The organism is Streptomyces sp. DSM 106670, assembly GCF_055792845.1.
On the sequence record NZ_CM147704.1, the window covers coordinates 4,983,333 to 5,001,458 of the forward strand.

14 protein-coding genes are annotated in these 18,126 nt (G+C 70.4%); 11 read left to right on the forward strand and 3 right to left on the reverse strand.

Annotation, left to right across the window (positions count from 1 at the left end):
- The first annotated feature begins 12 nt into the window (after window positions 1-12).
- The 11 genes from nuoE (at window position 13) to recQ (ending at window position 15,266) form a co-directional block, all read left to right on the forward strand.
- A complete protein-coding gene (gene nuoE, locus ACSMXR_RS22085; protein ID WP_030083422.1) occupies window positions 13-837 on the forward strand; it encodes an NADH-quinone oxidoreductase subunit NuoE in 825 nt (274 codons plus the stop codon).
- Complete coding sequence (gene nuoF, locus ACSMXR_RS22090; RefSeq protein WP_170994551.1) at window positions 834-2,216, forward strand: NADH-quinone oxidoreductase subunit NuoF; 1,383 nt, start codon at window positions 834-836, stop codon at window positions 2,214-2,216. Before nuoE ends, nuoF begins: the two co-directional genes overlap by 4 nt.
- The gene (locus ACSMXR_RS22095; protein ID WP_473169752.1) at window positions 2,213-4,723 is read left to right on the forward strand and encodes an NADH-quinone oxidoreductase subunit G; all 2,511 of its coding nucleotides are present in this window, start codon (window positions 2,213-2,215) and stop codon (window positions 4,721-4,723) included. The genes nuoF and ACSMXR_RS22095 overlap by 4 nt, the downstream gene beginning before the upstream one ends.
- Window positions 4,720-6,123: an NADH-quinone oxidoreductase subunit NuoH gene (nuoH, locus tag ACSMXR_RS22100; protein ID WP_137232538.1), complete on the forward strand. Its 1,404-nt coding sequence runs from the start codon at window positions 4,720-4,722 to the stop codon at window positions 6,121-6,123. The genes ACSMXR_RS22095 and nuoH overlap by 4 nt, the downstream gene beginning before the upstream one ends.
- Window positions 6,116-6,802 (forward strand): NADH-quinone oxidoreductase subunit NuoI, encoded by a 687-nt coding sequence (gene nuoI / locus ACSMXR_RS22105; protein WP_137232537.1) that lies wholly within the window; start codon window positions 6,116-6,118, stop codon window positions 6,800-6,802. The genes nuoH and nuoI overlap by 8 nt, the downstream gene beginning before the upstream one ends.
- On the forward strand, window positions 6,799-7,626 hold the full coding sequence (locus ACSMXR_RS22110; RefSeq protein ID WP_364888421.1) for an NADH-quinone oxidoreductase subunit J: 828 nt from the start codon (window positions 6,799-6,801) through the stop codon (window positions 7,624-7,626). Before nuoI ends, ACSMXR_RS22110 begins: the two co-directional genes overlap by 4 nt.
- Entirely contained in the window at window positions 7,623-7,922 is a 300-nt protein-coding gene (gene nuoK, locus ACSMXR_RS22115; protein ID WP_473169753.1) for an NADH-quinone oxidoreductase subunit NuoK, read from the forward strand. The genes ACSMXR_RS22110 and nuoK overlap by 4 nt, the downstream gene beginning before the upstream one ends.
- Before the next feature lie 12 nt (window positions 7,923-7,934).
- A complete protein-coding gene (gene nuoL / locus ACSMXR_RS22120; protein WP_137232535.1) occupies window positions 7,935-9,830 on the forward strand; it encodes an NADH-quinone oxidoreductase subunit L in 1,896 nt (631 codons plus the stop codon).
- Between the two features lie 4 nt (window positions 9,831-9,834).
- Complete coding sequence (locus ACSMXR_RS22125) at window positions 9,835-11,406, forward strand: NADH-quinone oxidoreductase subunit M (RefSeq protein ID WP_030628487.1); 1,572 nt, start codon at window positions 9,835-9,837, stop codon at window positions 11,404-11,406.
- On the forward strand, window positions 11,403-13,067 hold the full coding sequence (gene nuoN, locus ACSMXR_RS22130; protein ID WP_473169754.1) for an NADH-quinone oxidoreductase subunit NuoN: 1,665 nt from the start codon (window positions 11,403-11,405) through the stop codon (window positions 13,065-13,067). Before ACSMXR_RS22125 ends, nuoN begins: the two co-directional genes overlap by 4 nt.
- 165 nt (window positions 13,068-13,232) lie before the next feature.
- A complete protein-coding gene (gene recQ, locus ACSMXR_RS22135; RefSeq protein ID WP_473169755.1) occupies window positions 13,233-15,266 on the forward strand; it encodes a DNA helicase RecQ in 2,034 nt (677 codons plus the stop codon).
- A 37-nt stretch (window positions 15,267-15,303) separates the two neighbouring features.
- Here the strand turns inward: recQ and ACSMXR_RS22140 are convergent, their stop codons facing one another.
- From ACSMXR_RS22140 to fahA, 3 genes are all read right to left on the reverse strand, one after another.
- Window positions 15,304-15,912, reverse strand: coding sequence for a Uma2 family endonuclease (locus ACSMXR_RS22140; RefSeq protein WP_473172429.1), 609 nt, complete (start codon window positions 15,910-15,912; stop codon window positions 15,304-15,306).
- Between the two features lie 125 nt (window positions 15,913-16,037).
- The gene (locus ACSMXR_RS22145; RefSeq protein WP_473169756.1) at window positions 16,038-16,775 is read right to left on the reverse strand and encodes a GOLPH3/VPS74 family protein; all 738 of its coding nucleotides are present in this window, start codon (window positions 16,773-16,775) and stop codon (window positions 16,038-16,040) included.
- A complete protein-coding gene (gene fahA / locus ACSMXR_RS22150; protein ID WP_242741575.1) occupies window positions 16,772-18,001 on the reverse strand; it encodes a fumarylacetoacetase in 1,230 nt (409 codons plus the stop codon). Before fahA ends, ACSMXR_RS22145 begins: the two co-directional genes overlap by 4 nt.
- Between the last annotated feature and the right edge of the window lie 125 nt (window positions 18,002-18,126).

Consider the following 18,126-nt stretch of genomic DNA (forward strand, 5'->3'; position numbering starts at 1 on the left):
GTCAGTCTGGGGATGCCGCAGCTCCCCGCCACCCCCTACCCGGCCGAGGTGCGCGCCCGGCTCGACGCGGACGCGAAGGAGGTGCTCGCCCGCTACCCTGGCAGCCGCTCCGCCCTGCTGCCGCTGCTGCACCTCGTGCAGTCCGAGGAGGGCTACGTCTCCCGTACGGGCGTCGCCTTCTGCGCCGAGACGCTCGACCTCACCACCGCCGAGGTCACCGCCGTCGCCACCTTCTACTCCATGTACCGGCGCAGGCCGAGCGGCGACTACCAGGTCGGCGTCTGCACCAACACCCTGTGCGCGGTCATGGGCGGCGACGCCATCTTCGACACGCTCAAGGACCACCTCGGCGTCGGCAACAACGAGACCACCGAGGACGGCAAGGTCACCCTCGAACACATCGAGTGCAACGCCGCCTGCGACTTCGCGCCCGTCGTGATGGTCAACTGGGAGTTCTTCGACAACCAGACGCCGGAGAGCGCCACGCAGCTCGTCGACGACCTGATCGCCGGCCGGACCGTCGAGCCCACCCGCGGCGCGCCGATCTGCTCGTACAAGGACACCGCCCGCATCCTGGCCGGCTTCCCCGACGAGCGCCCCGGCGCCGTCGAGGCGACCGGCGGCGCGGGCCCCGCCTCCCTCGTCGGGCTGAAGCTCGCCAAGGGCGAGGCGCTCCCGAAGGCGCGCGTGGTCTCCCCGCGCGCCGGGCAGCCGCAGGACGCGCAGCCGCACGACCCTTCGCCGTCCGAGCACCTCAGCTCGCACGACGCACCGCAGCAGACCTCGGCCTCCGACCCGGAGCACCCGGCCGGGCCCGCAGCCGAGGAGGGGGAGTGATGACCTTGGCCGCCGAGATCGACCACAACGGGACGAGCCCCGAGAAGCTGCTCGCACCCGTCCTCTCCGCCTTCTGGGACCAGCCCGAGTCCTGGACGCTGGACACCTACCGCCGCCACGAGGGCTACGAAGGGCTGCGCAAAGCGCTGGCCATGGACCCCGACGACCTCATCGCGTACGTCAAGGACTCCGGTCTGCGCGGCCGCGGGGGCGCGGGCTTCCCCACCGGGATGAAGTGGCAGTTCATCCCGCAGGGCGATGGCAAACCGCACTATCTGGTGGTCAACGCCGACGAGTCGGAGCCGGGGACCTGCAAGGACATCCCGCTCCTCTTCGCGAACCCGCACAGCCTCATCGAGGGCATCGTGATCGCCTGTTACGCGATCCGTTCCTCGCATGCGTTCATCTATCTGCGCGGTGAGGTCGTCCCCGTGCTGCGACGACTGCACGAGGCCGTACGAGAGGCGTACGAGGCGGGCTATCTGGGGACGAACATCCTGGGTTCAGGACTCGATCTGGAACTCACGGTGCACGCGGGCGCCGGTGCGTACATCTGTGGTGAGGAAACCGCGCTGCTCGACTCTCTCGAAGGACGGCGTGGCCAGCCCCGGCTGCGGCCCCCCTTCCCCGCGGTCGCCGGTCTGTACGCCTGCCCCACTGTGGTGAACAACGTCGAGTCCATCGCCTCGGTTCCCGCGATCCTGAACAAGGGCAAGGACTGGTTCAAGTCGATGGGCAGCGAGAAGTCCCCGGGCTTCACGCTCTACTCGCTCAGCGGCCATGTCACCAGCCCCGGCCAGTACGAGGCCCCGCTCGGCATCACGCTCCGTCAGCTCCTCGACATGAGCGGCGGCATCCGGGCCGGTCACCGCCTCAAGTTCTGGACCCCGGGCGGCTCCTCCACCCCGATGTTCACCGAGGAGCACCTCGACGTCCCCCTCGACTACGAGGGCGTCGGCGCCGCCGGGTCCATGCTCGGCACCAAGGCGCTCCAGTGCTTCGACGAGACGACCTGTGTCGTGCGGGCCGTCACCCGCTGGACCGAGTTCTACGCCCACGAGTCCTGCGGCAAGTGCACACCCTGCCGCGAAGGCACGTACTGGCTGGTCCAGCTGCTCCGCGACATCGAGGCCGGCAAGGGCGAGATGGCCGACCTCGACAAGCTCAACGACATCGCCGACAACATCAACGGCAAGTCGTTCTGCGCGCTCGGCGACGGCGCCGCCTCGCCGATCTTCTCCTCGCTGAAGTACTTCCGCGAGGAGTACGAGCAGCACATCACCGGCAAGGGCTGCCCCTTCGACCCCGCCCGGTCCACGGCCTGGGCCGACGACAAGAACACCGACGGCAAGAACGCTCACCGGGGGGTGAACGCATGACAGTCACCACGAGTGCGCCCTCCGGGGGCGGCGAGGCGGCGGTTCCGCCCGAGGACCTGGTCACGCTGACCATCGACGGCATCGAGATCAGCGTCCCGAAGGGGACCCTGGTCATCCGGGCCGCCGAACTCCTCGGCATCGAGATCCCGCGCTTCTGCGACCACCCGCTCCTCGACCCCGCGGGCGCCTGCCGCCAGTGCATCGTCGAGGTCGAGGGCCAGCGCAAGCCGATGGCCTCCTGCACCATCACCTGCACCGACGGCATGGTCGTCAAGTCGCAGATCACCTCTCCTGTCGCCGAGAAGGCGCAGAAGGGCGTGATGGAGCTGCTGCTGATCAACCATCCGCTGGACTGCCCGGTCTGCGACAAGGGCGGCGAGTGCCCGCTGCAGAACCAGGCGATGTCGCACGGCGGCGCCGACTCCCGCTTCGAGGGCAAGAAGCGGACCTTCGAGAAGCCCGTCCCGATCTCCACCCAGGTGCTGCTGGACCGCGAGCGGTGCGTGCTCTGTGCGCGCTGTACCCGGTTCTCCAACCAGGTGGCGGGCGACCCGATGATCGAGCTGATCGAGCGCGGCGCCCTCCAGCAGGTCGGCACCGGCGAGGGCGACCCCTTCGAGTCGTACTTCTCCGGCAACACCATCCAGATCTGCCCGGTCGGCGCGCTGACCTCGGCGGCGTACCGATTCCGCTCCCGCCCCTTCGACCTGGTCTCCACCCCCTCGGTGTGCGAGCAGTGCTCGGGCGGCTGCTCGACCCGGACCGACCACCGGCGCGGCAAGGTCATGCGACGCCTCGCGGCCAACGAGCCCGAGGTCAACGAGGAGTGGATCTGCGACAAGGGGCGGTTCGGCTTCCGTTACGCCCAGCAGCGCGACCGGCTCACCACCCCGCTGGTCCGCAACGCCGAAGGCGTCCTGGAACCGGCGAGCTGGCCCGAGGCGCTGGAAGCCGCGGCGGCCGGACTCCTCGCCGCCCGCGGCCGCACCGGTGTTCTGACCGGCGGCCGGCTGACCGTCGAGGACGCCTACGCGTACAGCAAGTTCGCCCGGGTCGCCCTCGACACCAACGACATCGACTTCCGCTCCCGCGTCCACAGCGCCGAGGAGGCCGACTTCCTGGCCGCCCGCGTCGCCGGACGCGGCCGGGACCTCGACGGCGAGGGTGTCACGTACACCGCCCTGGAGAAGGCCCCCGCGGTCCTGCTCGTCGGGTTCGAGTCCGAGGAGGAGGCGCCCGGCGTCTTCCTGCGGCTGCGCAAGGCCCACCGCAAGAGCGGCCAGAAGACCTTCGCGCTCGCCTCGCACGCCACCCGGGGCCTGGTGAAGGCGGGCGGCACCCTGCTGCCCGCCGCCCCCGGCACCGAGACCGAATGGCTGGACGCGCTCGCGGGCGGCGTCGGCCTGGAGGCCGAAGGAGCGGCGGCCGCCGAGGCGTTGCGCGGTGAGCATGCGCTGATCATCGTCGGCGAGCGGCTCGCGGGCGTGCCCGGCGCACTGTCCGCCGCGATCCGCACCGCCACCGCCACCGGCGCACGCCTGGTGTGGATTCCGCGCCGGGCGGGCGACCGGGGCGCGGTCGAGGCGGGCGCACTCCCCTCGCTGCTGCCCGGCGGCCGCCCGGCCACGGACCCGCGGGCCCGCGACGAGGTCGCGGAGCTGTGGCGGGTGGCCGAACTGCCCACCCGTCACGGCCGCGACACCGGCCAGATCGTCGAGGCCGCGGCCACCGGCGAACTGGGCGCGCTGCTCGTCGCCGGGGTCGGCGTCGAGGACCTGCCCGACCCGAACCGTGCCCTCCAGGCGCTGAACGAGGTCGGCTTCCTGGTCTCGCTGGAGCTGCGGCCGAGCGCGGTCACCGCCCGCGCGGACGTGGTCTTCCCGGTCGCCGCCGTCGCGGAGAAGTCCGGCACCTTCCTCAACTGGGAGGGCCGGGTCCGGATGTTCCAGGCGGCGCTGAAGCCCGAGCAGATGTCCCGGACGCTCGCGCCGACGGACTCCCGGGTCCTGCACATGCTGGCCGACGCCATGGACGTGCACTTCGCCCTGCCGGACCTGACCGCCGCCCGCCGCGAGCTGGACCGGCTCGGCGGCTGGGAGGGCGGCCACGCGGACGACCCGCGCGAGAGCGCGCGGCCGCTGCCCCGGCCCGGCGACGGCGAGGCGGTCCTCGCGGGCCACCGGATGCTGCTCGACCTGGGCCGGCTCCAGGAGGGCGACACCGCGCTCGCCGGTACCCGGCACGCGGCCGTCGCCCGGCTCTCGGCGGTCACCGCCGCCGAGTCCGGCGTCAAGGACGGCGACCTGCTCGCCGTCACCGGCCCCGCGGGCACCGTCGAACTGCCCCTCGCGGTCACCGACATGCCGGACCGGGTGGTCTGGGTGCCGCTGAACTCGGTGGGGCGCGGCATCCCCGCCGACACCGGCGTGAACCCGGGCGGCCTGGTGCGGATCGGCCCCGCCGCCGCACCGGGTGCTCCCGTCGAACCATCGGAGGTACGAGCGTGACTGGCCTCGCCGCACTCACGACGGCGCCCGAGCGCGCCGTCCTCGCCGCCGAGGATCTCTCGATGTTCGGCACCGACCCCTGGTGGCTCGTCGCCATCAAGGCGGTCTTCTGCTTCGCGTTCCTGATGCTGATCGTGCTGTTCTCCATCGTGTGGGAACGCAAGGTCGTCGCCTGGATGCAGCTGCGCATCGGACCCAACCGGCACGGCCCCTGGGGGCTCCTCCAGTCGCTCGCCGACGGCATCAAGCTGATGCTGAAGGAAGACGTGATCGTCAAGCGCGCGGACAAGGCGGTCTACGTCCTCGCGCCGATCCTCGCCGCGATCCCGGCCTTCATGGCGATCGCCGTGATCCCCTTCGGCCCGGCGGGCAACGAGGTCTCCATCTTCGGGCAGCGCACCGCGATGCAGCTCACCGACCTCCCGATCGCCGCGCTCTACATCCTCGCCGTCGGCGCGGTCGGGGTGTACGGCTTCGTGCTCGGCGGCTGGTCCTCGGGCTCGACGTACCCGCTGCTCGGCGGAATCCGTTCGTCCGCCCAGATGATCTCGTACGAGATCGCCATGGGCGCCGCCTTCGCCTCGGTCTTCCTCTACTCCGGCTCGATGTCCACCTCGACGATCGTGGAGGCGCAGGCGGACCGCTGGTACATCATGCTGCTGCCGGTCTCCTTCATCATCTACATGGTGACCATGGTCGGTGAGGCCAGCCGGGCCCCGTTCGACATGCCGGAGTCCGAGGGCGACCTGGTCGGCGGGTTCAACACCGAGTACAGCTCCATCAAGTTCGCGATGTTCATGCTCGCCGAGTACATCCACATGGTGACCGTGTCGATGATCGCGGTGACGCTGTTCCTCGGCGGCTGGCGGGCCCCGTACCCGGTCTCCGCCTTCTGGGAGGGCGCGAACCACGGCTGGTGGCCGATGCTCTGGTTCTTCCTGAAGCTCCAGCTGCTGATCTTCTTCTTCATCTGGCTGCGCGGCACCCTTCCCCGGGTGCGCTACGACCAGTTGATGAAGCTGGGCTGGAAGGTCCTCATCCCGGTCTCGGTGGTCTGGCTGATGCTCGTCGCCACCGTCCGCGCCCTGCGCAACGAGGGCTACGACTTCTCCCGGATCGTGCTGTACGTCGCCGCCGTCGTGATCTCGATCCTGCTGATCTCCTTCGTCGTCGACATGTACCGCGACCGCAGGCGCAGGACCGAGGAGGAAGCGGCCGGACCCGAGCCCGCCTTCGACCCGATGGCGGGCGGGTTCCCGGTGCCGCCGCTGCCCGGACAGACGCTGCCGCCGGTGCCCAGGCGCAGGCCACGACGGGACCGGGAGCTCGTTGTCAGTGGCGGGGCGGATACTCAGAGTGACGAAAGCGCGAGTGACGGAAAGGAGGCCGGCGGTGTCTGAGAAACCAGAGCTCACGGGCTCATCGGGATCCGCCGAGCCCTCGGGGGGCTCGGGCGACAAGTTCCAGAACCCCGTGGCCGGCTTCGGCGTGACCTTCAAGGCCATGTTCAAGAAGCGGCTCACCGAGCAGTATCCGGAGACGCCGAAGGTGACGGCGCCCCGATTCCACGGCCGCCACCAGCTCAACCGCCACCCGGACGGCCTGGAGAAGTGCGTCGGCTGCGAGCTGTGCGCCTGGGCGTGTCCGGCCGACGCGATCTACGTGGAGGGCGCGGACAACACCGAGGAGGAGCGCTACTCCCCGGGAGAGCGCTACGGCCGCGTCTACCAGATCAACTACGCGCGCTGCATCCTGTGCGGACTCTGCATCGAGGCGTGCCCCACCCGGGCGCTCACCATGACCAATGAGTTCGAGCTCGCCAACACCACCCGCGAGAGCCTCATCTACACCAAGGACGAGCTGCTCGCGGGCCTGGACGAAGGCATGGTCGACAGCCCGCACGCGATCTTCCCCGGCATGGACGAACAGGACTACTACCGGGGCGTGGTCACCGAGGCCGCCCCCGGTACGGTCCGTCAGACGGCCGTGTCCAAGGGCGAGAGCGACAAGCCCGACGAGGACCCCATCGAGTCCACCCGGGCCGCCGACGCCCGGCAGGACAAGGGGGTGGAGGCATGAACGCCCTGGCCGCGGCCACCACCACCTCGACCGGCGAGGCCATCCAGTTCTGGATCCTGGGCACCGTCGCCGTGATCGGCGCGCTCTCCACGGTGCTGATGAAGAAGTCCGTGCACAGCGCCCTGTCGCTCGCCGGGACCATGATCATCCTCGCGGTCTTCTACCTCGCCAACGGCGCGTATTTCCTCGGCATCGTCCAGATCGTCGTCTACACCGGCGCGATCATGATGCTGTTCCTCTTCGTCGTCATGCTCGTCGGCGTCACCGCGGCGGACTCCCTCAAGGAGACCCTCAAGGGCCAGCGCTGGCTGGCCCTCGGGTGCGCCCTCGGGTTCGCCGTCCTGCTGATCGCGGGCATCGGCAACGCCTCGCTGAGCACCTTCAACGGGCTCGGCGCGGCCAACGCCCTGCACGGCGGCAACGTCGAGGGAATCGCCAACCTCATCTTCACCAAGTACGTCTTCGCCTTCGAGATCACCGGTGCCCTGCTGATCACCGCGACCGTCGGGGCGATGGTGCTCACGCACCGCGAGCGCACCGAACGGGCCAAGACCCAGCGGGAGATGTCCGAGGAGCGCGTGCGCGGCAAGCACCTCCCGCCGCTCCCCGCCCCCGGCGTCTACGCCCGGCACAACGCGGTGGACATCCCCGGTCTGCTCCCCGACGGCACGCCGTCCGAGCTCACCGTCATGCAGACCCTGCGCGAACGCGGTCAGATCCGCGACGTCTCGCAGCAGTCCCTCGCCGATCTCAAGGCGCTGGAGCAGCGCTCCGGGGAGCGGCTGGGGCGCAAGGACGTGGAGAATTCGGAGGCCGCCCAGTGAACCCGGTCAACTACCTCTATCTCGCGGCCCTGCTGTTCTCGATCGGCGCCTCCGGGGTGCTGATCAGGCGGAACACGATCGTGCTGTTCATGTGCGTCGAGCTGATGCTCAACGCCTGCAATCTGGCGCTCGTCACGTTCTCGCGGATGCACGGCAACCTCGACGGGCAGATCGTCGCGTTCTTCACGATGGTCGTCGCCGCCGCGGAAGTCGTCGTCGGACTCGCGATCATCGTGTCGTTGTTCCGCTCCCGCCACTCGGCCTCGGTCGACGACGCCAGCCTGATGAAGCTGTAAGGGGTCGGAAACGTGGAGAACCTGATTGCGCTGCTCGTCGCGGCGCCCCTGCTCGGAGCGGCGGTCCTGCTCTGCGGCGGCCGCCGGCTGGACCGGACGGGCCACTGGCTCGGCACCGCACTCGCCGGCGCCTCGTTCGTCGTCGGACTGATCCTCTTCACCGACATGCTGGGGAAGGGCGCCGAGGACCGGGCCCTGCACCAGCATCTGTTCAGCTGGATTCCGGTGGAGGGCTTCCAGGCCGACATCGCCTTCCAGCTCGACCAGTTGTCGATGACGTTCGTCCTGCTCATCACCGGTGTGGGCACGCTGATCCACATCTACTCCATCGGCTACATGGAGCACGACGAGCGCAGGCGCCGCTTCTTCGGCTATCTCAACCTGTTCCTCGCGGCGATGCTCATCCTGGTCATCGCCGACAACTACCTGCTGCTGTACGTCGGGTGGGAGGGCGTCGGTCTGGCGTCGTTCCTGCTCATCGGCTTCTGGCAGCACAAGCCCACCGCGGCCACCGCCGCGAAGAAGGCCTTCCTGGTCAACCGGGTCGGCGACATGGGCCTGTCGATCGCCATCATGCTGATGTTCACCACCTTCGGCACCTTCGCCTTCGGGCCGGTGCTGGAGTCGGCGGGCGAGACGAGCCAGGGCAAGCTGACGGCCATCGGTCTGATGCTGCTGCTGGCCGCCTGCGGCAAGTCGGCGCAGGTGCCGCTGCAGTCCTGGCTCGGCGACGCGATGGAGGGCCCGACCCCGGTCTCCGCCCTCATCCACGCCGCGACCATGGTCACCGCCGGTGTCTATCTCATCGTCCGCTCCGGCGCGATCTTCAACGCCGCCCCGGACGCCCAGCTGGTCGTCGTCATCGTCGGCGCGGTCACGCTGATCTTCGGTGCGATCGTCGGTTGCGCGAAGGACGACATCAAGAAGGCCCTCGCCGGGTCCACGATGTCGCAGATCGGCTACATGATCCTCGCCGCGGGCCTCGGCCCCATCGGCTACATCTTCGCGATCATGCACCTGGTGACGCACGGCTTCTTCAAGGCCGGGCTGTTCCTCGGCGCGGGCTCCGTCATGCACGGCATGAACGACGAGGTCGACATGCGTAAGTACGGCGGCCTGCGGAAGTACATGCCGGTCACCTTCGTCACCTTCGGTCTCGGCTATCTGGCCATCATCGGCTTCCCGGGTCTGTCCGGCTTCTTCTCCAAGGACAAGATCATCGAGGCGGCCTTCGCCAAGGGCGGCACCGAGGGCTGGATCCTCGGCTCCGTGGCCCTGCTGGGCGCCGCGATCACCGCGTTCTACATGACGCGCGTGATGCTGATGACCTTCTTCGGCGAGAAGCGCTGGCAGCCCGACGCCGAGGGCCACGAGCCGCATCCGCACGAGTCCCCGAAGTCGATGACGATCCCGATGATCGTGCTGGCCTTCGGCTCGGTCTTCGCCGGCGGGTTCTTCGCGATCGGCGACCGGTTCATCAACTGGCTGGAGCCGGTGACCGGTTACGACCACGGCCACGCCCCGCTGAGCGCGGCCACGGTCACCGGAGCCACCGTGGTGGCCCTGGTCCTCGGCGTCGGCATCGCCTGGGCGATGTACGGGCGCAAGCCGGTCCCTGTGGTCGCCCCGCGCGGCTCGGTCCTCACCCGGGCCGCCCGCCGCGATCTCCTCCAGGACGACTTCAACCACGTGGTCCTGGTCCGCGGCGGCGAGCACCTCACCCGGTCGCTGGTCTACGTGGACCACTCCCTGGTGGACGGCGTCGTCAACGGCACGGCCGCCTCGGTCGGCGGGCTCTCCGGCCGGCTGCGCAAGCTGCAGAACGGCTACGCCCGCACCTACGCGGTCTCGATGTTTGGCGGTACGGCGGTCGTCATCGCCGCGACCCTGCTGATGAGGGCGGTCTGATCACATGTCCTTTCCCCTCCTGACCGCGACGGCGGCGCTCCCGGCGATCGGCGCCATCGCCACCGCCGCCGTCCCCGCCGCACGGCGCACCGCGGCCAAATGGCTCGCGCTGCTCTTCTCGCTCGGCACGCTCGTCCTGGCGGCCGTCGTCTTCCTGCGCTTCGAGCCGGGCGGCGACCGCTACCAGCTCACCGAGTCCCGTTCCTGGATCGCCGACTTCGGCGTCCGCTACGAACTGGGCGTGGACGGCATCGGGGTGGCGCTCCTCGGCCTCACCGCGCTGCTGATCCCGTTCGTCATCGCGGCCGGCTGGCACGACGCCGACCCTCTGGAGACGAAGTCCTCGCGCTGGCGTCCGACACAGGGCTTCTTCGCCCTGATCCTCATGGTCGAGGCCATGGTGATCCTGTCGTTCGTCGCGACCGACGTCTTCCTCTTCTACATCCTGTTCGAAGCCATGCTCATCCCGATGTACTTCCTCATCGGCGGCTTCGGCGACCGGGCCCACGCGGGCACCGACGAGAGCGCCGCGACCCAGCGCTCGTACGCGGCGGTCAAGTTCCTCCTCTACAACCTGGCCGGCGGCCTGATCATGCTGGCCGCCGTCATCGGGCTGTACGTGGTCGCGGGCACCTTCTCGCTCTCCGAGATCGTGGAGGCCCGCGCCAACGGCTCCCTGGAGATGGCGACCAGCACCGAGCGGTGGCTGTTCCTCGGGTTCTTCCTCGCCTTCGCGATCAAGGCCCCGCTGTGGCCGCTGCACACCTGGCTGCCCAACGCGATGGGTGAGGCGACCGCCCCGGTCGCCGTGCTGATCACCGCGATCGTCGACAAGGTCGGCACCTTCGCGATGCTCCGCTTCTGCCTCGGGCTCTTCCCGGAGGCCAGCAAGTGGGCGACGCCGGTGGTGATCGCCCTGGCGCTCGTCTCCATCGTGTACGGGGCGCTGCTCGCGGTCGGCCAGCGCGACATCAAGCGGCTCATCGCCTACGCCTCGATCTCGCACTTCGGCTTCATCATCCTGGGCATCTTCGCGATGACGAGCCAGGGCCAGTCGGGCGCCACGCTCTACATGGTCAACCACGGGATCTCCACGGCCGCGCTGCTGCTGGTCGCCGGATTCCTCATCACCCGGCGCGGATCGCGGCTCATCGCCGACTACGGCGGGGTCCAGAAGGTCGCCCCCGTGCTGGCGGGCACCTTCCTCATCGGCGGTCTGGCGACCTTGTCGCTGCCGGGGCTCGCCCCGTTCGTCAGTGAGTTCCTGGTCCTGGTCGGCACGTTCAGCGCGTATCCGGTGGCCGGCATCATCGCCACCACCGGCATCGTGCTCGCCGCGCTCTACGTCCTGGTCCTCTACCAGCGCACGATGACCGGGCCGGTGAAGGAATCGGTCCGGTCCATGCCGGACCTCAAGGCCCGTGAGCTGGCGGTCGCGCTTCCGCTGATCGCCGTGCTGATCTTCCTGGGCGTCTTCCCGAAGCCGCTCACCGAGGTCGTCAACCCGGCGGTCGAGCACACCATGTCCGACGTACAGAAGAAGGACCCCCAGCCCGAGGTGGAGGCCGCCAAGTGAGCGCAACAGCTGTCCACAGTCTGTGGACGACGGCGAGCGGGGTGACATCGGCGGCACCGGGCACCTCGTTCACGGCGCCGAAGATCGAGTACACCCAGCTGATGCCGGTCCTGATCATCGTGGGCGCCGCCGTCCTGGGCATCCTGGCGGAGGCCTTCGTGCCGCGCCGGGCCCGCTACCACGCCCAGCTCTTCCTGACCGTGGTGGCGGTCGCCGCCTCGTTCGCCGCGATCGTCGGCCTCGCGGCCGGCGGCTACGGCACCACGAAGGCCCAGATCGCGGCCATGGGCGCCATCGCGATCGACGGCCCCACGCTGTTCCTCCAGGGCACCATTCTGCTGGTCGCCATGGTGGCGGTGTTCACCTTCGCCGAACGCCGGCTGGACCCCACCGCCCACGGCAACCGGGTCGACTCCTTCGCCGCCCAGGCCGGAGCCGTACCGGGCGGTGAGGGCGAGAAGGCCGCGGTCCGGGCCGGCTTCGCCACCACCGAGGTCTTCCCGCTGCTCCTCTTCTCGGTGGCGGGGCTGCTGGTCTTCCCGGCCGCCAACGACCTGCTGACCCTGTTCATCGCGCTGGAGGTCTTCTCCCTCCCGCTCTACCTGCTGTGCGCCGTGGCCCGCCGCAAGCGGCTGCTCTCGCAGGAAGCCGCCGTGAAGTACTTCCTGCTCGGCGCGTTCTCCTCGGCGTTCTTCCTCTTCGGGATCGCCCTCCTGTACGGCTACGCGGGCTCCCTCGCGTACGCCGACATCGCCAACGTCGTCGACGGCTCGGTCCTGGAGATCGACCCGGCCCTCGCCGACACCATGGGCAACGACGCGCTGCTGCTCATCGGCGGCGCGATGATCCTGGTCGGCCTGCTCTTCAAGGTCGGCGCGATCCCGTTCCACATGTGGACCCCGGACGTCTACCAGGGCGCCCCGACCCCGGTGACCGGCTTCATGGCCGCCGCCACGAAGGTCGCGGCGTTCGGCGCGATGCTGCGCCTGCTGTACGTGGCGCTGCCGGGCCTCACCTGGGACCTGCGGCCGGTCATGTGGTCCGTGGCCATCATCACGATGCTGGGCGGTGCGATCGTCGCGATCACCCAGACCGACATCAAGCGGCTGCTGGCCTACTCCTCGATCGCGCACGCGGGCTTCATCCTCGCGGGTGTCATCGCGGCCAGCCCGGAGGGCATCTCCTCCGTCCTCTTCTACCTGCTGGCCTACTCCTTCGTGACGGTCGGCGCGTTCGCCGTCGTCACGCTGGTTAGGGACGCGGGCGGCGAGGCCACGCATCTGTCGAAGTGGGCCGGGCTCGGCCGCCGCTCGCCACTGGTCGCGGCGGTCTTCGCGGTGTTCCTGCTGGCCTTCGCCGGCATCCCGCTGACCTCCGGGTTCTCGGGGAAGTTCGCGGTGTTCAAGGCGGCCGCCGAGGGCGGTGCGGGCGGACTGGTCGTCGTCGGTGTGCTCTCCTCGGCCGTCGCGGCGTTCTTCTACATCCGGGTGATCGTCCTGATGTTCTTCAGCGAGCCGAAGGCGGACGGCCCCACGGTCGCCGTCCCGTCCCCGCTGACCATGACGACGATCGCGGCCGGCGTCGTCGTCACCCTGGTGCTGGGCCTGGCCCCGCAGTACTTCCTGGACCTGGCGAGCCAGGCGGGAGTCTTCGTGCGGTAGCCCGCGCGGATCCCCCGCAGTATGAGCGACAGCAGCGCCGGACGGTCGGTTATCCACAGACCGTCCGGCGTTGTCGTAGGAGCCGCCTATCGTGGACGGGGACGAGAGCAGGACGGACAGGGCCGGGCGTGCGGACCCTCGGGGGACAGAGCATTGGGCGTGACCATGGATGAGACCACCGGGACGGTGACCGGCACCGGCACCGACACGGGCGGCGAGAGCGAGGCGCAGCGGACGCTGCACCGCGTCTTCGGGTACGAGTCGTTCCGCGGCGAGCAGGGCGCGGTCATCGAGCATGTGGTGGCGGGCGGCGACGCGGTCGTGCTCATGCCCACCGGCGGCGGAAAGTCCCTCTGCTACCAGATCCCGTCCCTGGTCCGCCGGGGCACCGGTGTGGTCGTCTCGCCGCTGATCGCCCTCATGCAGGACCAGGTCGACGCCCTGCGGGCGCTCGGCGTCCGGGCCGGCTTCATGAACTCCACGCAGGACTTCGACGAGCGGCGCTCGATGGAGGCGCAGTTCCTCGCGGGCGAGCTGGACGTCCTCTACCTGGCCCCCGAGCGGCTGCGGCTGGACTCCACGCTCTCCCTCCTGGCCCGGGGCGAGATCTCCGTCTTCGCGATCGACGAGGCGCACTGCGTCGCCCAGTGGGGCCACGACTTCCGCCCCGACTATCTGGCCCTGTCGGTGCTCGGCGAGCGCTGGCCGGACGTGCCGCGCATCGCCCTGACGGCGACCGCGACGAACGCCACGCACGAGGAGATCACCCGCCGCCTCGGCATGCCGGACGCGAAGCACTTCGTCGCGAGCTTCGACCGGCCGAACATCCAGTACCGGATCGTGCCGAAGTCCGACCCCAAGAAGCAGCTCCTGACCTTCCTCAAGGAGGAGCACGCCGGGGACGCGGGCATCGTCTACTGCCTCTCGCGCAACTCCACCGAGAAGATCGCCGAGTACCTCTGCCGCAACGGCGTCGAGGCCGTTCCGTACCACGCGGGTCTGGACGCCTCCACGCGCGCCACCCACCAGGCGCGGTTCCTCCGCGAGGAGGGGCTCGTCGTCGTCGCGACGATCGCGTTCGGCATGGGCATCGACAAGCCGGACGTCCGCTTCGTCGCCCATGTCGACCTCCCCAAGTCCGTCGAGGGCTACTACCAGGAGACCGGCCGCGCGGGCCGTGACGGGGAGCCGTCCACGGCCTGGATGGCGTACGGACTCCAGGACGTCGTCCAGCAGCGCAAGCTCATCCAGGGCGGCGAGGGCGACGAGGCCCACCGCCGCCGGGCCGCCGCCCACCTGGACTCGATGCTGGCGCTCTGCGAGACGGTCCAGTGCCGCCGGGCGCAGCTGCTCACCTACTTCGGCCAGGAGCCCACGGCCGCCGCCTGCGGCAACTGCGACACCTGCCTGACCCCGCCGGAGACCTGGGACGGCACGGTCGTCTCGCAGAAGCTGCTCTCCACGGTGGTGCGGCTGAAGCGCGAGCGGAACCAGAAGTTCGGCGCGGGCCAGATCATCGACATCCTGCTCGGCCGCAAGACCGCCAAGGTCATCCAGTTCGACCACGACCAGCTCTCCGTCTTCGGCATCGGCGAGGAGCTGGCCGAGGCGGAGTGGCGCGGCGTGGTGCGCCAGCTGCTGGCCCAGGGCCTGCTCGCGGTCGAGGGCGAGTACGGCACGCTGGTCCTCACCGACGAGAGCGCGACGGTGCTCGGCCGCGAGCGGGACGTGCTGCTGCGCAAGGAGCCCAAGAAGCCCACATCCCGCTCGTCGTCCTCCGCGGGCGGAGCCAAGGGCCGGGGCAAGGCGGCCGCCGCCGACCTCCCCGAGTCCGCCGTCCCGGTCTTCGAGGCGCTGCGCGCCTGGCGCGGGGCGACGGCGAAGGAGCAGGGCGTCCCGGCGTACGTCATCTTCCACGACGCGACGCTGCGGGAGATCGCGACGCTGCACCCGGCCTCGCTCGCGGAGCTGGGCGGCGTCAGCGGCCTGGGCGAGAAGAAGCTCGCGACCTACGGCGAGGGCGTGCTGGAGGTCCTGGCCCAGACGCCCCCGGGGGCGCCGGAGGCCCCCGCACCCGCGGCCCCGGCATCACCTACGACGGCCCCCGCACCGCGTACCCCGGCCCGCACCAAGGCCCCGGCCCCGCAGCACAGCGACCCCGAGTTCGGCTGGGACGAGGAACCGCCCGAGTACGAGTGAGTCGCGTACCGGGCGGCGAGGAGGAGGGCGGCCGGACCTATCCCAGGTCCGCCGCCCGGCGGCGGGCCATGATCGCCGTGAGGTCCAGGTCGACGGGGAAGGGCACCGACACCTTCATCCGGTCGTGGAAGATCCCGGTCGAGGTGTAGGCGCCGGTGGCCGGCTCCCGCTCGAAGACGTACACCACGGCACGCCCGTCGTGGTTCTCCACCCGCCAGTAGTGGGGGATCGTCGCGCGGGCGTACTTCACGGGCTTGGTCTCCCGGTCGCGGGACCGGGATTCCGGGGAGACGACCTCGATGGCGAGGTGCACCGACTCGGCGGGAAACCGGGTCTGGTTCGGGTCCTGGATGACGTCACCGTCGATGACGATCACATCGGGCTCGGGCCGGTTGTAACGGTCGATGTCGATGGTGAACTCGCGCACGACCTCCAGCTCGGGCGGCGCCAGGGACTGCAGCTGCCACTCGAAGAAGCTGACCGCTCGCGAATGGAACAGGGTCTGCGGACTCACGAAAACGAGGCTCCCGTCGATCAGCTCCGTGTGCGGAGGCAGATTCGGGAGTGTGTCCAGGTCATCGGCGGTCCAGCCGCCCTCGGGCGGGACCGCCCACCGCGGCTCGGAGGCCTCGGGTTCGATGCTCATCATTGCTCCCATGGGGAGGAGTCTCGCGGGCCTGGCCAGCGTATCCGCCGTGAACCGGATCCGGATGCCCCGAACGCGTGAACGCCTCTCGCGCCGCTGACCTGCACCGCACCCCAGCGCACCGCCTAGTCCCCGCCTCCTCCTCCGCAACTGCTTCCTCCGCAGCTGCTTCCGCCGTCGCTGTCGCCCAGTCCGCCGTCGCCCCAGCCGCCGCCACCGCTGTCGCCGCCGCTGGACCGGGTCTGGCGGACGTTGTGGTGGACGGCTGTGGCGGCCCACTGGGTGCGGCGGATCGCCTTCATCGTGGTGCGGCCCGCGCGGCCGTCGGGGCTCAGGGTGCCCGCGAGGCCGATCGCCGAGATCAGGGAGGCCAGGGCGCGGTTGCGCCGGTCCGGGAAGCCCAGGGCTTCCGCCTGGTTGAAGCGCCGCCGGGCCGCACCGGTCAGGTCCGGGTCGGCCGGGAAGTGGCGCTGGTAGGGGAGTATGCCGAGGAAGCGGCGGGTCTCGCGGCGCAGGAGGCCGCGCTCGATCAGGGTGTCGAGGTGACGTTCCTCCGCGTCGCGGCCGTACTGCCGTATCCAGGCCTTGGCGCTGGTCCCGGAGCGGAAGCGGCTCTTGGACGGCGGGTTCAGCGTGCGGAGCAGCGAGGCGAGCAGCGGGTGGGCCGGGTCCAGGGGGTTGACCACCTGGACCCGGCCCCGCTTCTCGCTTATCCGGCCCTGGAGCTCCAGCTCGGCGAGGACCGCGCCGGCCGTGCCGTACCGCAGATACGTGCGGTCGCAGAGCGGCTTGCCGCGCAGCGGGTCCAGCGTCAGCAGGAGCAGTTCCTCGGGCAGTGTCAGCTCGGAGGCGTCGTGCGTCATGGCGCGGTGACGATCCTTCCGGTCACATCGCCGAGGCCCACGCGGGTGCCGTGCGGGCCCGGGGCCCAGGCGGTCAGCGTGACCGTGTCGCCGTCCTCCAGGAACGTCCGCTTGCCCTCGGGGAGTTCGAGCGCGTCGCGGCCGTTCCAGGTGAGCTCCAGGAGCGAGCCGCGCTGGGCGGGCTCGGGTCCGCTGACGGTGCCGGAGCCGTACAGGTCGCCGGTGCGCAGCGAGGCGCCGTTCACCGTCATGTGCGCGAGCTGCTGGGCCGCCGTCCAGTACATCGAGGCGAACGGCGGCTCGGCGACGACCTGGCCGTTGATCTCGACGGTGATCCGGATGTCGAAGCCGCCCGGCTCTTCCTCGTTCGCGTCGTCGAGGTAGGGCAGGAGCGGGAAGTCGCGGGCCGGGGGCGCGGTGCGGGCGGCGTCCAGGGCCTCCAGCGGGGTGACCCAGGCGGAGACGGAGGTGGCGAAGGACTTGCCGAGGAACGGGCCGAGCGGCACGTACTCCCAGGCCTGGAGGTCGCGCGCGGACCAGTCGTTGAGGAGGAAGAGCCCGAAGACGTGCTCGCGGAAGTCGGCCAGCGGCACCGGGGCGCCGTGCGCGGAGGGGACGCCGACGACGAAGCCGACCTCGGCCTCGATGTCCAGCTTCACCGAGGGCCCGAAGACGGGGGCCGGGTCGGTGGGCGCCTTGCGCTGGCCGCTGGGGCGTACGACGTCGGTGCCGGAGACCACGACGGTGCCGGAGCGGCCGTGGTAACCGATCGGCAGGTGCTTCCAGTTGGGCGTGAGCGCGTCGCCGTCCGGCCGGAAGATCTTTCCGACGTTGGTGGCGTGGTGCTCGCTGGCGTAGAAGTCGACGTAGTCCGCCACCTCGTACGGCAGGTGCAGGGTCACCGCGTCCACCGGGTGCAGCAGCGGCTCGATGTCCGCGCGGTGGGCGGGGACGGTCAGCCAGGCGGTGAGCGCGCGGCGCACGTCCCGCCAGGCGGTGCGGCCCGCCGCGAGCAGCGGCGTCAGGCTCGGCTGCGCCAGCAGCCCCGCGTACGGGGAGCCCAGCGCGTGGGCGGCGGCCCCGGCGTCCAGGACGTGGTTGCCGATGCGGACGCCGACCCGGCGGACGTCGGGGTGGTCAGGGGTGGAGAACACACCGTACGGAAGGTTGTGCGGGCCGAAGGGGTCGCCCTCGGCCAGATCGAGCGGGCTGCTCTGCTCGGGCATGTGGTGCTGCCTCGCTTTCCAGGTCGCGTGGAGGACACGTTACGTCGGGGCTCCTACCCAGCGGCAGTGCCCTGACCATCCCCAACTGTGCGTATTGCCCGGAAAGTTCACCGGTTACCGTCGGT

Bases quoted from the DNA above. Each gene is read 5' to 3' on its own strand.
- nuoE (WP_030083422.1), top strand. From the start codon at position 13: ATGCCGCAGCTCCCCGCCACCCCCTACCCGGCCGAGGTGCGCGCCCGG.
- ACSMXR_RS22095 (WP_473169752.1), top strand. From the start codon at position 2,213: ATGACAGTCACCACGAGTGCGCCCTCCGGGGGCGGCGAGGCGGCGGTT.
- ACSMXR_RS22110 (WP_364888421.1), top strand. From the start codon at position 6,799: ATGAACGCCCTGGCCGCGGCCACCACCACCTCGACCGGCGAGGCCATC.
- ACSMXR_RS22125 (WP_030628487.1), top strand. From the start codon at position 9,835: ATGTCCTTTCCCCTCCTGACCGCGACGGCGGCGCTCCCGGCGATCGGC.
- recQ (WP_473169755.1), top strand. From the start codon at position 13,233: ATGGATGAGACCACCGGGACGGTGACCGGCACCGGCACCGACACGGGC.
- ACSMXR_RS22140 (WP_473172429.1), bottom strand. From the start codon at position 15,912: ATGAGCATCGAACCCGAGGCCTCCGAGCCGCGGTGGGCGGTCCCGCCC.
- ACSMXR_RS22145 (WP_473169756.1), bottom strand. From the start codon at position 16,775: ATGACGCACGACGCCTCCGAGCTGACACTGCCCGAGGAACTGCTCCTG.
- fahA (WP_242741575.1), bottom strand. From the start codon at position 18,001: ATGCCCGAGCAGAGCAGCCCGCTCGATCTGGCCGAGGGCGACCCCTTC.